This window comes from Sphingobium sp. FG58 (genome assembly GCF_057809055.1).
The window spans coordinates 95,526-107,336 of the sequence record NZ_JBMDJF010000006.1 but is presented as its reverse complement, the minus strand read 5'-3'; the positions used below and the strand labels follow the sequence as shown (position 1 = coordinate 107,336).

13 protein-coding genes are annotated in these 11,811 nt (G+C 65.9%); 6 read left to right on the top strand and 7 right to left on the bottom strand.

All coding sequences use genetic code 11. The features are described from left to right. Positions 1-8: 8 nt before the first annotated feature. Both ACODR8_RS09660 and tsaD read right to left on the bottom strand, forming a co-directional pair. Positions 9-980, bottom strand: a complete 972-nt coding sequence (locus ACODR8_RS09660) for an NAD(P)H-dependent glycerol-3-phosphate dehydrogenase (RefSeq protein ID WP_489007043.1) — start codon at positions 978-980, stop codon at positions 9-11. Continuing rightward, complete coding sequence (gene tsaD / locus ACODR8_RS09655; protein WP_489007042.1) at positions 977-2,011, bottom strand: tRNA (adenosine(37)-N6)-threonylcarbamoyltransferase complex transferase subunit TsaD; 1,035 nt, start codon at positions 2,009-2,011, stop codon at positions 977-979. Before tsaD ends, ACODR8_RS09660 begins: the two co-directional genes overlap by 4 nt. Before the next feature lie 44 nt (positions 2,012-2,055). Here tsaD and hemC point away from each other — a divergent pair, with 44 nt between their 5' ends. The 4 genes from hemC (at position 2,056) to ACODR8_RS09635 (ending at position 5,411) form a co-directional block, all read left to right on the top strand. Next, the gene (gene hemC, locus ACODR8_RS09650) at positions 2,056-2,982 is read left to right on the top strand and encodes a hydroxymethylbilane synthase (protein WP_489007041.1); all 927 of its coding nucleotides are present in this window, start codon (positions 2,056-2,058) and stop codon (positions 2,980-2,982) included. Continuing rightward, positions 2,979-3,650, top strand: coding sequence for a uroporphyrinogen-III synthase (locus tag ACODR8_RS09645; protein ID WP_489007040.1), 672 nt, complete (start codon positions 2,979-2,981; stop codon positions 3,648-3,650). The genes hemC and ACODR8_RS09645 overlap by 4 nt, the downstream gene beginning before the upstream one ends. 29 nt (positions 3,651-3,679) lie before the next feature. Continuing rightward, positions 3,680-4,555, top strand: a complete 876-nt coding sequence (locus tag ACODR8_RS09640; protein ID WP_489007039.1) for a hypothetical protein — start codon at positions 3,680-3,682, stop codon at positions 4,553-4,555. Between the two features lie 109 nt (positions 4,556-4,664). Further along, positions 4,665-5,411 carry an esterase/lipase family protein gene (locus ACODR8_RS09635; protein WP_489007038.1) on the top strand — a complete coding sequence of 249 codons (747 nt, stop codon included), beginning with the start codon at positions 4,665-4,667 and terminating at the stop codon, positions 5,409-5,411. A gap of 195 nt (positions 5,412-5,606) precedes the next feature. Here ACODR8_RS09635 and ACODR8_RS09630 read toward each other — a convergent pair whose 3' ends face one another. The 3 genes from ACODR8_RS09630 to ACODR8_RS09620 form a co-directional block, all read right to left on the bottom strand. Next, on the bottom strand, positions 5,607-5,948 hold the full coding sequence (locus tag ACODR8_RS09630; RefSeq protein WP_489007037.1) for a gamma-glutamylcyclotransferase family protein: 342 nt from the start codon (positions 5,946-5,948) through the stop codon (positions 5,607-5,609). Positions 5,949-6,038: 90 nt separating this feature from the next. Next, complete coding sequence (gene gltX / locus ACODR8_RS09625) at positions 6,039-7,367, bottom strand: glutamate--tRNA ligase (RefSeq protein ID WP_489007036.1); 1,329 nt, start codon at positions 7,365-7,367, stop codon at positions 6,039-6,041. A 117-nt stretch (positions 7,368-7,484) separates the two neighbouring features. Continuing rightward, positions 7,485-9,146 carry an NAD+ synthase gene (locus ACODR8_RS09620; protein ID WP_489007035.1) on the bottom strand — a complete coding sequence of 554 codons (1,662 nt, stop codon included), beginning with the start codon at positions 9,144-9,146 and terminating at the stop codon, positions 7,485-7,487. A 135-nt stretch (positions 9,147-9,281) separates the two neighbouring features. On the opposite strand from ACODR8_RS09620, the gene ACODR8_RS09615 reads away from it, so the two are divergent. Further along, entirely contained in the window at positions 9,282-10,217 is a 936-nt protein-coding gene (locus tag ACODR8_RS09615) for a ribose-phosphate pyrophosphokinase (RefSeq protein WP_119746953.1), read from the top strand. A 5-nt stretch (positions 10,218-10,222) separates the two neighbouring features. Here the strand turns inward: ACODR8_RS09615 and ACODR8_RS09610 are convergent, their stop codons facing one another. Together ACODR8_RS09610 and ACODR8_RS09605 are read right to left on the bottom strand one after the other, a co-directional pair. Next, on the bottom strand, positions 10,223-10,459 hold the full coding sequence (locus ACODR8_RS09610; RefSeq protein WP_489007034.1) for a hypothetical protein: 237 nt from the start codon (positions 10,457-10,459) through the stop codon (positions 10,223-10,225). Between the two features lie 49 nt (positions 10,460-10,508). After that, entirely contained in the window at positions 10,509-10,928 is a 420-nt protein-coding gene (locus tag ACODR8_RS09605; RefSeq protein WP_489007033.1) for a VOC family protein, read from the bottom strand. A gap of 65 nt (positions 10,929-10,993) precedes the next feature. Here ACODR8_RS09605 and ACODR8_RS09600 point away from each other — a divergent pair, with 65 nt between their 5' ends. Beyond that, positions 10,994-11,803, top strand: a complete 810-nt coding sequence (locus ACODR8_RS09600; RefSeq protein ID WP_489007032.1) for an inositol monophosphatase family protein — start codon at positions 10,994-10,996, stop codon at positions 11,801-11,803. Positions 11,804-11,811 lie beyond the last annotated feature (8 nt).

The window sequence follows — 11,811 nt, the reverse complement described above, 5'->3', positions numbered from 1 at the left end:
GCGACGGCTTATTCGGGCCGCAACGGACGCGCGAGTAGCGCGTCGATCACGGTGCCGAGCGGCGCGGCATCGGCCAGCAAGGCGCAGACCGCTTCGACCACCGGCATTTCCACCCCCGCCGCCCGCGCGGCATCACGCAGCACCGGGGCGGTAAACGCGCCCTCGGCCACGGTGCGGCGGTTGGACAGGAGCTCAGCAGCGCTACGCCCCTCGCCCAGACCCTTGCCCAGCGAGAAGTTGCGCGAATTGGTGGACGAACAGGTCAGCACCAGATCGCCCAGCCCCGACAGTCCGGCCAACGTTTCCGCCCTTGCGCCGCGCGCTAGGCCAAAGCGCGTCATTTCGGCAAAGCCCCGGCTGATCAGCGCCGCGCGGGCATTAAGGCCCAGCCCCGCGCCATCCGCCACGCCGCACGCGATCGCCAGCACATTCTTGACCGCGCCACCGATTTCCGCGCCGGTGACATCGTCGGACAGATAGGGGCGGAAAGCGGGGCGGGCGATCCGCGCCGCCAGTTGCGCGCCCAATATGGCATCGTCGCACGCCAGCGTGATCGCGGTCGGCAATCCCCTGGCCACTTCATTGGCGAAGGTCGGGCCGGACAGGACGGCAATCGGCGATGTCGGCTGCGCTGCACGCGCCACTTCCCCCATCAACAGGCCGGTGCCCGCCTCTATCCCTTTGGAACACAGGATCAGCGGCACACCAGCGGGGGCTTGGGCCACGACGCTCCGCAAATGCTGGGCCGGGCTGACCACCAGCAGCATATCGCAATCGCCAAGGTCGGCCATCGCGCCGCTCGCACGAATGGACGGGGCCAGTGTGATACCGGGCAGATAGAGCGGGTTTTCCCGCGCCCCGTTGATTGCATCGACGACATCGCTTTCCAGCGCCCAGAGCGTCACGGCCTGCCCGTCGGCGGCCAGCAATTGCGCCAGCGCCGTGCCCCATGCGCCCGCCCCGATGACTCCAGCCTTCATGCTTTCACTCCGGCGCCGCGCGCCTTTTCTGCCGCCGGATCGAGCGGCCATCGCGGCCGGGCGGGAACGGTCAGGTCATCGATCAGTCCCACGGCAAAGCGCTCCGCTCCGGCCCAGGCGATCATGGCAGCATTATCGGTACAGAGCCATAGTGGCGGCGCGACGAAGGGCAGGCCATGGTCTGCCGCCAGCTTTTCGAGCGCCCCACGGATCGCCTGATTGGCTGCGACGCCACCGGCCACGACGAGCGCGGTGATACCGTCCGCCTGCCCCAGTGCGCGACGGGTGCGGTCGATCAGGCAGTCGATGACTGCCTGTTGGAAACTGGCGGCGATGTCCTGCGTCGAATGATTACCAGACTGGACCGCGCGCATGACCGCGCTTTTCAGGCCAGCGAAGGAAAAATGCGGTTCTGCCGTGCCGAGCAGCGGGCGGGGCAGGGGAACGGCTTTGGGATTGCCCTGCGTCGCGGCCTTTTCCACTTGTGGCCCGCCGGGATAGCCCAGGCCCAGCAGCTTGGCGGTCTTGTCGAAGGCTTCGCCCGCTGCGTCGTCGATCGTGGTCGCGAGGCGAGAATAGTCGCCAGGGCCGCGCACCAGCAAAATCTGGCAATGGCCGCCCGATACCAGCAGCAGCAGATAGGGAAATTGCAGCGTCCGGTCGGACAGGCGCGGCGAGAGGGCGTGGCCCTCCAGATGGTTGACCGCGATCAGTGGCTTGCCCGCCGCATGGGCCAGCGCCTTGGCCGTCACCAGACCCACCATCACCCCGCCGATCAGGCCCGGCCCTGCGGTCGCGGCGATCACATCGACCTGATCGAGCGTCATCTCCGCGTCCGCCAGCGCGGCTTCGATCAGGGGGCCGAGCGCCTCGACATGGGCGCGGGCGGCGATTTCGGGGACGACGCCGCCATAGGGGCGATGCGCTTCCTCCTGCGTGGCCAGCCGATGCGCAAGAATCCGCCCGTCGGCCGTCACCAGCGCCGCTGCGGTTTCATCGCAGCTCGATTCCAGACCGAGGATGATTGTCATTGTCGCTTCCATCTAATGCCCGTGGTCATTAGAGCAAGCCGCATATGATTTTGTCCGACCGACCGTTGCGCCTCGGCACCAGGGGCTCGCCCCTTGCGCTGGCCCAAGCCCGCATGACCGCCCGCGCCTTGTGCGATACCCATGGCTGGCCCGATAGCGCCGTGGCGATCGTCACCGTCCAGACCAGTGGCGACCGGATACAGGACCGCGCGCTGGCCGAGATCGGCGGGAAGGCGCTGTGGACCAAGGAACTGGACCGGGCGCTGGTCGAGCGCGAGATCGATTTTGCGGTCCACAGCATGAAGGATGTGGAGACGCTGCGCCCTGCCGCGTTCCGTATCGCCGCTATGCTGCCGCGCGCCGATGTGCGTGACCGGCTGGTAGGGGCGGACAGTTTCGATGCGCTACCCGCCAATCCGATCGTCGGCACCAGCTCGCCGCGCCGTGCTGCGCAGGTGACGCGCCTGCGGCCCGACGCCACCATCACCCTGTTCCGGGGCAATGTCGCGACGCGGCTGGCCAAGCTGGCGGCGGGGGAGGTCCATGCGACCCTGCTGGCGGCGGCAGGGCTGGACCGGCTGGGGCAGGGCGATGTCGGCGTGACCATCCCGATCGACATGATGCTGCCCGCACCTTCGCAGGGCGCGGTGGGGATAGAGGCGCTGGCGGACAATGACGCAGTGCTAGCGGCTTTGGCAGCGATCAGTGATGCTGACACTTTCGATTGCGTCATGGCCGAGCGTCACGTGCTGATGGGGCTAGGCGGCACCTGCCATTCGCCGATAGCGGCGCTGGCGCTGGTGGATGGCGATCGGCTGCACCTGCGCGCGGAGATTATCAGTCCCAACGGGCAGGAAACGGTCAGCGAGGACGCCCATATCGACCGGCAGGATCATGACGCTGCGCAGGCAATGGGTCGTGCGCTGCTGGACCGGGCCAGTCCGGCGCTGCGGTCGCTGTTCGAAGCGTGAGGCGGGTTCTTATCCTGCGGCCCGAACCGGGTGCGGGCAGGACGGCGCAGGCCGTGGCGCGGCTGGGGCTGGAGGCGGCGGTGCATCCGCTTTTCGCGCCGCAGCCGCTGGACTGGACAGCGCCTGTGGCCGGGGATTTTGACGCGCTGCTGATGACCAGCGCCCATGCGGCGCGGCTGGCTGGACCAGCGCTGGCGGCGTATCGCGCGCTGCCCGCTTATGCCGTGGGCAGCGCGACGGCGGCGGCTTTGCAGGCGTATGGATTTGATAGCGTAGTCGCGGGCGATGGCGACGCCAGCGCCATAGCGGCGCGGATCGCAACTGATGGCCACCGCGCGGTGCTGCATCTGGCGGGCACGACGGTTGCGCCGATGGAGGCAGGGCCGCTGCACGTCATGCGGATCGCGGTGTATAGCATGGCAAGCCTGCCGCCTGATCCGGCCCTGTTGCGTGATGCGGTGCCGGGATCGGTGCTGCTGGTCCATTCGCCCCGTGCGGGGGAGCGGCTGGCGGCGCAAGTCCCGATGGCTGCGCGCGCTGCGCTGCATATCATCGCCATCAGTCCGGCGGCACTGGTGGCGTGCGGAACGGGCTGGGCCAGCGGACAAGCGCCGGACCAGCCACGCGATGACGACATGCTGGCCCTCGTGCGTGGTTTGTGCGAATGACGGGTGGAATGACAGGCAAAGGGGGCAGCATGAGTGACGAGGACGGCCTTGGCAGCATGACCCCGACCCCGCCTTCTGCACGGCGACGGAGCATGGTGCCGCTGCTGATCCTGATCTTCCTCGCCTTTGTCGTAGGGGTTGGCGTCACCGTCTGGGCCTGGCCGCAGATCCAGCGCCGCTGGGGTAATCCTCAGCCGCAGGCGGCCAGCGTGGCCCCGCTGCTGGGCAGCAATACCGCACCCACTTTGGCGCAGCGTCCGCTCACCGCTGACGCGGCGCAGATGCTCGACGCGCGTGTGGTGCAGTTGGAGGAGCGGCTGACCCGCATCACCGTGGAGGCGCAGGCGGCATCGGGCAATGCCGCGCGGGCCGAAGGGCTGCTGGTCGCCTTCGCCGCGCGCCGGGCGCTCGATAGCGGCGCGCCGCTCGGCTATGTCGAGGGACAGTTGCGGCTGCGCTTCGGCCAGGCCCAGCCGCGCGCGGTTGCGACCATCATCAATGCAGCACGCGAGCCGGTGACGCTCGCTGACCTGCGCGGCGGGCTGATCGACATTGGCGACCGGGCAACGACCCCCCCTGCCGATGCGAGTTGGTGGAGCGCGATCGAGCATGAAGCGCGCGAACTGGTGACGATCCGCCGGGCATCGACCCCTTCACCCCGTCCGCAGGCCGGGTTTGACCGGGCGATCCATTATCTCGACGGCGGACGGGTAAGTGCCGCGCTGGCGGAGGTGGAGCGGCTGCCGGGCCGTGCGGTTGCGGATCGCTGGATCCAGCTGGCCCGCCGCTATCTGGAGGCGCGTCGTGCGCTTGACCTGATCGAGACGGCGGCCATATTGGAGCCACGCGCGCTGCGCAGCGTTGAGGGCGCGCCGGTCGCGCAGACGTCGCCGCTGGCACCCTGATCCAATATTGCGATAAACAGTTTCTCTACTGCGATGAAACCGATGGACGCGGACGGCGTTTGTCACGACACTGTCATCTTTGCCTTTGGGCCAAAGGGATTTTGTCGTCGTGCCACCTTATGCTACCGTTACCACTTTCTGGAAAGATCGCCTCGCGTCCGGCCCGCGCGCCGTCGCCCGGCCGTCGGTCCAGCATCTGGTCGGCAATATGGCACTTCCCTTCGATCTGGCCCGCACGCGGGCGCAGGCCGATGCGCTGGCGCAGAATATCCGGGGTGATGGTCGCGCACTGCTGCTGATCCCCGGCCTGCTGGCGTCGGACGCGCGGATGGAGCCGATGCGTGCGATCCTGAACAGGGCCGGGTTTGACGCCCATCATTGGGGTCAAGGCCGCAATTTCGGTCCGAAGGCGGATAGTCTGGACGCGATCGACCGTCGGGTGGACGACATACGACGCATGACCGGTGGTCCGGTGACGCTGGTCGGATGGAGTTTGGGCGGGCTGTATGCGCGCGAATATGCCAAGTTGGCAGCGGCCAAGGTCGGCGGCGTGGTGACGATGGGTACGCCCTTTTCCGGCGACCCGCGCGCCAACCATGCCTGGCGGCTCTATCAACTGGTGTCCGGTACGCCGGTCGATCGCCCGCCCTTTCCCTGCACGCGTGAAGCCAAGCCGCCCGTGCCGACGGTCGCGCTCTGGTCGCGGCGCGATGGGGTGATCCTGCCCGAATGCGCCAAGGGGCGCAGCGGGGAGCGGGATAGCGCGATCGAGGTCGACTGCACCCATATGGGCTTTGCCGCCGCGCCCGAAGGCATTGCCGCAGTGGGCAAGGCGCTGGAGTCGATGCGCGCCTGAGGCGATCGCGTTGGGGTTCCCAAGCGCCATAAAATGACGAGCAAGGTCATCGCTCGAACGTTCATATATCCGCGTTTTTTGCGGGCGTTGCGACAGCGATGCGGCGCCGACGCTAAGGCCTGGCTTTGTCGGCGCTGCGCGGGTGGCGGCGGGGACTGGCGTTCATGCCAGCAACCCTATGAGCGGCAGCAAGCATCAGGTCGTGGGATCAGCGTCGATGTAAATCCACGCTTCGACGGGGCCGTTATCGGTTTCGACCTGAACCTTCGCACGACGATATTCGATACCTTCGAAGGCATCGAGCCGCGACCAATGGTCAGGCAGGTCGATCGATTCGAACAGGTGAACGCCGATCCGGTCGCCCGCATCATCAAGGACCAGTGCCGGATACCCCAGAGTCGCGCCCCAGCCCTTCTCGACCAAAGTGCCAATCACAAATCCGTCCAGCCAATGGCCTTGCAGATCGGCAAGATGATGATGGTTGGGGCGACCGGGAGCGAGCGTCCCGTAGGTGGCGAGCCGATTATCGATATTCATGACATGATCCCTAAAGCTGACATGGGCGCATCGCAACATACCCCCACGGCTGGACTTGGAAATGACCGCGCCTGTTCTCCAAAACCGTCCTCAGGGCTGAAGGCGAACCAAGGCTTCCTCGCGGCCGATCAGTGGCAGCAATTGCCCCATGTCCGGGCCATGATCCAGCCCCGTAAGCGCGCGGCGCAGGGGGAGGAAAAGGGTTTTGCCCTTGCGGCCGGTTTCTTCCTTCAGCGCATGGGTGAGCGTTCGCCATATATCGGCGTCAAAGGAGGCGTCGGCCAGGATGCGGTGGGCCAGGGCGAGGAAGTCGCGATCCTCTGTTTCCGGTGCGGGCGCGTCGATCGGGCCGGTGACGATCCGCCACCAGTCGGCGGCGCCTGCAACCGTCTCCAGATTGGGGCGGATGGCGTCCCATGCCGGCGCATCCATGCCATCGGGCAGGCGGGCGGCCACCGCATCATAAGGCAACAGGTGAACGATCTTCTGGTTGAGGGTCGCGAGTTCCCCTTCGTCGAAGCGCGCGGGCGCGCGTCCGAAATGGGCGAAGTCGAAACTGTCGATCAGCGGCTGCATGTCTGCGAACGGCTCGATCGGCTGCGAACTGCCCAGCCGCGCCAGCAGCGAGGCGATGGCGGCTGGCTCCAGCCCGATCTCGCGGAAATGCGCGACGCCCAGCGACCCCAGCCGCTTGGACAGCTTGCCCTCGCTCCCCGTGAGCAGGGCTTCATGCGCAAAGGCCGGGAGCGGCGCGCCGAGCGCTGAGAACATCTGGATCTGGGTCGCGGTGTTGGACACATGATCCTCCCCGCGCAGGACGTGGGTGACGCCCATATCGACATCATCGATGACCGAGGGGAGCATGTAGAGCCAGCTGCCATCGGCGCGGCGGATGACCGGATCGGACAGCAATTTGGGGTCGAAACGCTGGTCGCCGCGGATGAGGTCGGTCCAGACGATCGGCTGGTCATGATCCAGCTTGAACCGCCAATGGGGCGCGCGGCCTTCGGCCTCGTAAGCGGCGATCTGGTCCGGGGTCAGCGTCAGCGCGGCGCGATCATAGACTGGCGGTAAGCCACGCCCCAGCAAGACCTTGCGGCGGAGGTCCAGTTCCTGGCTCGTCTCGTAAGCGGGATAGACGTGGCCCGATTCCCGCAGTGCTTCAAACCGCGCTTCGTAAAGGGCGAAGCGCTCCGACTGCTTCGCCTCTGCGTCCCAGTGGAGGCCCAGCCATTGCAGGTCGGCGCGGATCGCATCGGCATATTCGGGGCGCGAACGTTCCAGGTCGGTATCGTCGAGCCGCAGCAGAAACTGCCCGCCGCTCTTTTGCGCCCACAGCCAGTTATGCAGCGCGGCGCGGATATTGCCGACATGGAGGTGGCCGGTGGGTGAGGGGGCGAAGCGGGTGATGACGGTCATGGGTTAATCCTAAATCCGTTCGGGCTGAGCGAAGTCGAAGCCATCCACTGAGCGGAGCGAAGTGGCTTCGCTCCGCTCAGCTTGACCCTTCGACTTCGCTCAGGGCGAACGGGGAAATCATAATGTTCTGAACGCATTGGTGATCGGATAGCGGCGGTCGCGGCCGAAATTGCGGCTGCCCAGTTTCACGCCGGGGGGCGACTGGCGGCGCTTATATTCCGCGACATAGAGCAGCCGCTCGATCCGCGCGACCGTCTCGCGCTCAAACCCGCGGGTGACCAGCTGGTCGACCGACAATTCCTCCTCGACCAGCCCGTAGAGGATCGGGTCCAGCACCTCATAGGGCGGCAGGCTGTCATCGTCGCGCTGGTCGGGGCGCAGTTCGGCGCTTGGCGGCTTGGTGATGACCCGCTGCGGCATGACCGGGCCGGTGGGGCCAAAGCCCTCGCCCAACGACGGGACATTCTCATTACGCCAGCGCGACAGGTCGAACACGGTGGTCTTGTAGGCGTCCTTCAGCACCGAATAGCCGCCCGCCATGTCGCCATAGATGGTGGCGTAGCCGACCGACATCTCGCTCTTATTGCCTGTGGTCAGCAGCATGTGGCCGAATTTGTTGGACAGCGCCATCAGCGTCACGCCGCGGATACGCGACTGGATATTCTCCTCGGTCAGGTCGCGCTGGCGCTCGGCGAACACATCGCTGAGCATGGTGTCGAACGCGCCAACCGCCGGTTCGATGGGGATGGTGTCGTAACGCACACCCAGCAGGCGCGCACATTCGACCGCATCGTCCAGGCTCTCCTGACTGGTGAAGCGCGAGGGCATCATGACGCACCACACCCGGTCAGCGCCCAGCGCATCTACCGCGACGGCGGCGGACAGCGCCGAATCGATCCCGCCGGACAGGCCCAGCACCACGCCGGGAAAGCGGTTGCGGTTCACATAGTCGCGCAGGCCCAATACCATCGCGTTGTAAATGTCGGCGGGGCGCTCGTCTGGAACATGGCAATCGCCGGGCAGGCAGACCCACTGGCCGTCCCATTTTTCCCACTGGGTCAGCACCAGCGCCTCTTCCCAGTCGGGCAGTTGCGCCGCGATGCCGAAATCGGCGTTCATGACGAAGGATGCGCCATCGAACACCAGCTCATCCTGCCCGCCGACGCGGTTGAGATAGACAAGCGGCAGGCCGGTTTCGCGTACCCGCGTGCCGGCCACCATGGTCTGGCGGCGGTCATCCTTGTCTACTTCATAGGGGCTGCCATTGGGGCTGATCAATATCTCCGCGCCCTCGCTTTTCAGATGGGCGGTGACGAAGGGGAACCAGATATCCTCGCAGATCGGCACGCCGATCTTCACGCCGCGAAAGTCGATCGGCGCGGGCAGCGGGCCGGGGGCGAACAGGCGTTTTTCGTCGAACGTGCCATAATTGGGCAATTCGCGCTTCTGCCGGATCTGCGTCACCGCGCCGCCCTCCAGCAGGGCGACGACGTTGAACAACACGCCATGCGCTGCAACCACGGTGCCGACCAGCATCGCCGGACCGCCATCGGCAGTCGCCTGCGCCAGCCGGTCCAGCTCCTGATTCGCGCGCTCGACCAATGCGGGTTTCAGCACCAGATCTTCGGGCGGATAGCCGATCAGCTGCAATTCGGGATAGACGATCAGGTCCGCGCCAACGGCCCTGTCCCGCCATGCCAGCATCGCGTCGGCATTGGCGGCAAGGTCGCCTACCGATTGGGTCATCTGGGCAAGGGCGATCACAAGTTTGTCGGTCATGAACGGGGCCGTTAGAGCATTTTGCCGCCACGCGCAAAAGCGCCTTTCCAGCAGGAACGGACGCGGCTAAAGGGGCGGCGTTTTCACGCAGCGTCATCAATTCGTCACGCCGCCAAATAGCAGGGGGACTTGGCCATGAAGCTCATGACCGGCAATTCCAACAAGCCGCTCGCGGCCGCCATCGCCGACTATATCGAAATCCCCCTGACCGACGCCAGCGTCCGCCGCTTTGCCGACGAGGAAGTGTTCGTGGAAATCCACGAAAATGTCCGGGGCGAAGATGTGTTCGTGATCCAGTCCACCAGCTATCCGACCAACGACAATCTGATGGAATTGCTGATCATGATCGATGCGCTGAAACGCGCGTCGGCCAAGCGGATCACCGCCGTCGTCCCCTATTTCGGCTATGCCCGGCAGGATCGCAAGCCCGGCCCGCGCACGCCCATCAGCGCCAAGCTGGTCGCCAACCTGATCACCAAGGCGGGCGCCGATCGCGTCCTGTCGGTCGATCTGCACGCCGGGCAGATCCAGGGTTTCTTCGATATTCCGACCGACAATCTGTTCGGTGCGCCGGTCATGTCGGCGGATATTCAGGCTCGCTTTGGCGATCGTAACATCATGGTCGTGTCGCCCGACGTCGGCGGCGTTGTGCGCGCGCGGGCGCTGGCCAAGCGGCTGGACAATGCGCCGCTCGCCATCGTCGACAAGCGCCGCGAGCGTGCGGGCGAATCGGAAGTGATGAATATCATCGGCGACGTGAAGGGCCGCTTCTGCGTCCTCATCGACGATATCGTCGATTCGGCGGGTACGCTGTGCAACGCGGCCAGTGCGCTGAAGGCCGCCGGTGCCGAGGAAGTGGTCGCCTATGTCAGCCATGGCGTGCTGTCGGGTGGCGCGGTCGCGCGGGTCGAGGCGTCGGACCTGCTGGAACTGGTGATCACCGATTCGATCCAGGGCACCGATGCGGTGAACAATGCCGCGCATATCCGTCATTTGCCGATCGCGCCTTTGCTGGGCGAAGCGATCAAGCGGATTGCCGACGAAAGCTCGGTGTCGAGCCTGTTTGATTGAGAGGTTCAGGCCGCTGGTAGCAATATCAGCGGCACAGACAGGATCATGATCAGCGCGGCCACGACACGCTGGCCGCGCGATATGCCGAGCGGCTTGCCCTGCCAGACCATCGGGCAGGCCAGCACCGCCAGCGCGATCAGTAGGTTGGACAGGGTGGCAGCGCCGCCGACCGGCATGTCCTGCCGCAGCGCAAGGCCCGAAAACAGGGCGACAAAACTCAGGAACCAGCCGATCAGCGCCATGGGCAACCCCTTTGCTCGCGAGTCTTAGCGTGACGGGGTTGCCGAAGGCTTAAGCCCAGGGATCGTAGCTGCCAAAGCTCCAGACATTGCCTTCCGGGTCTAGCGCGCTGTAGCCGCGCCCCGGATAGCCGTTATTGTCGCGTGGCTCATCGACCACCACCGCGCCTTCATTGCGGGCGTGGAGGCAATGGGCATCGACATCGGGCACCACGACATAGACGCATCCCGTGATCCCGCCCAGGTCGCGCGCGGTGGACCAGGTATAGAGCGATTCGGCGGCCATATCCTGCACGCTGCCCAGCATGATCATGCCCGCACCAAGCACCAGTTGGGCATGGTGGATGATGGCGGGGTCGGCATCATCGGCATAGATGGCGTGGCGCGCGAAACCGAAGGCGTCGCACAGAAAGTCGATCGCGGCAGGGGCGTCGGCATAGCGCAGGCATGGGATTACAGGCGAACCGGGCATTTTTCCCTCCTTCTCCATTGGCACGCAGTCTAGCGCAAAGGCCGCACAGCCGCTAGGCGAAGGGGATGACCACCCGCGATGACCTGGCCCTTGCCAACCGCCTTGCCGACGCCGCTGGCGCGGCGATCCGCCCTTTTTTCCGCGCCCGCTATGACATGGAATATAAGGCGGACAAATCGCCGGTGACGGAAGCCGATCGCGCGGCGGAGGCCGCGATCCGCGCGATATTGGAGAAAGAGCGTCCGGGCGACGGCATCATTGGCGAGGAATATGGCTCGGTGCGCGAGGATGCCGAAAGGGTGTGGATCCTCGATCCGATCGACGGCACCCGCAGCTTCATTGCCGGTCGGCCGATCTTCGGCACGCTGATCGCGCTGACGCAAGGGGGGTGGCCGACCATCGGTATCATCGACCAGCCGATCGCCAAAGAACGGTGGGCCGGTATGGCGGGGCAGCCGACGACCTTCAACGGCCAGCCGATCCGCACCCGCGCCTGCCGCGCGATCGAGGGCGCAGGCATTGCGACGACCAGCCCGCACCTCTTCGATGATGGCGACGTGCCGCCTTATATGGCGCTGGTCGCAGCGGTCTCCGGCGGATCGCCACGGCAGGGACCGGTCTATGGCGGGGATTGCTATAATTACGGCCTGCTGGCGTCGGGCTTCCTCGACATCGTGATCGAATCGGGGCTACAATCCTATGATTTCGCCGCTTTGGTGCCGGTGGTAGAGGGTGCTGGCGGGCTGATGTGCGACTGGCACGGTGAACCGCTGACTGCCGACAGCGACGGCCATGTGCTGGCGCTGGGCGATCCGGCGCGACTGGAAGATGTGCTGGAGGCGATGGCCAACGCGGCGCATGGCCACAGCCATTAGGGGTCGGG

Bases quoted from the DNA above. Each gene is read 5' to 3' on its own strand.
- ACODR8_RS09660 (WP_489007043.1), bottom strand. From the start codon at position 980: ATGAAGGCTGGAGTCATCGGGGCGGGCGCATGGGGCACGGCGCTGGCG.
- tsaD (WP_489007042.1), bottom strand. From the start codon at position 2,011: ATGACAATCATCCTCGGTCTGGAATCGAGCTGCGATGAAACCGCAGCG.
- hemC (WP_489007041.1), top strand. From the start codon at position 2,056: ATGATTTTGTCCGACCGACCGTTGCGCCTCGGCACCAGGGGCTCGCCC.
- ACODR8_RS09640 (WP_489007039.1), top strand. From the start codon at position 3,680: ATGAGTGACGAGGACGGCCTTGGCAGCATGACCCCGACCCCGCCTTCT.
- ACODR8_RS09630 (WP_489007037.1), bottom strand. From the start codon at position 5,948: ATGAATATCGATAATCGGCTCGCCACCTACGGGACGCTCGCTCCCGGT.
- gltX (WP_489007036.1), bottom strand. From the start codon at position 7,367: ATGACCGTCATCACCCGCTTCGCCCCCTCACCCACCGGCCACCTCCAT.
- ACODR8_RS09620 (WP_489007035.1), bottom strand. From the start codon at position 9,146: ATGACCGACAAACTTGTGATCGCCCTTGCCCAGATGACCCAATCGGTA.
- ACODR8_RS09615 (WP_119746953.1), top strand. From the start codon at position 9,282: ATGAAGCTCATGACCGGCAATTCCAACAAGCCGCTCGCGGCCGCCATC.
- ACODR8_RS09610 (WP_489007034.1), bottom strand. From the start codon at position 10,459: ATGGCGCTGATCGGCTGGTTCCTGAGTTTTGTCGCCCTGTTTTCGGGC.
- ACODR8_RS09605 (WP_489007033.1), bottom strand. From the start codon at position 10,928: ATGCCCGGTTCGCCTGTAATCCCATGCCTGCGCTATGCCGACGCCCCT.
- ACODR8_RS09600 (WP_489007032.1), top strand. From the start codon at position 10,994: ATGACCACCCGCGATGACCTGGCCCTTGCCAACCGCCTTGCCGACGCC.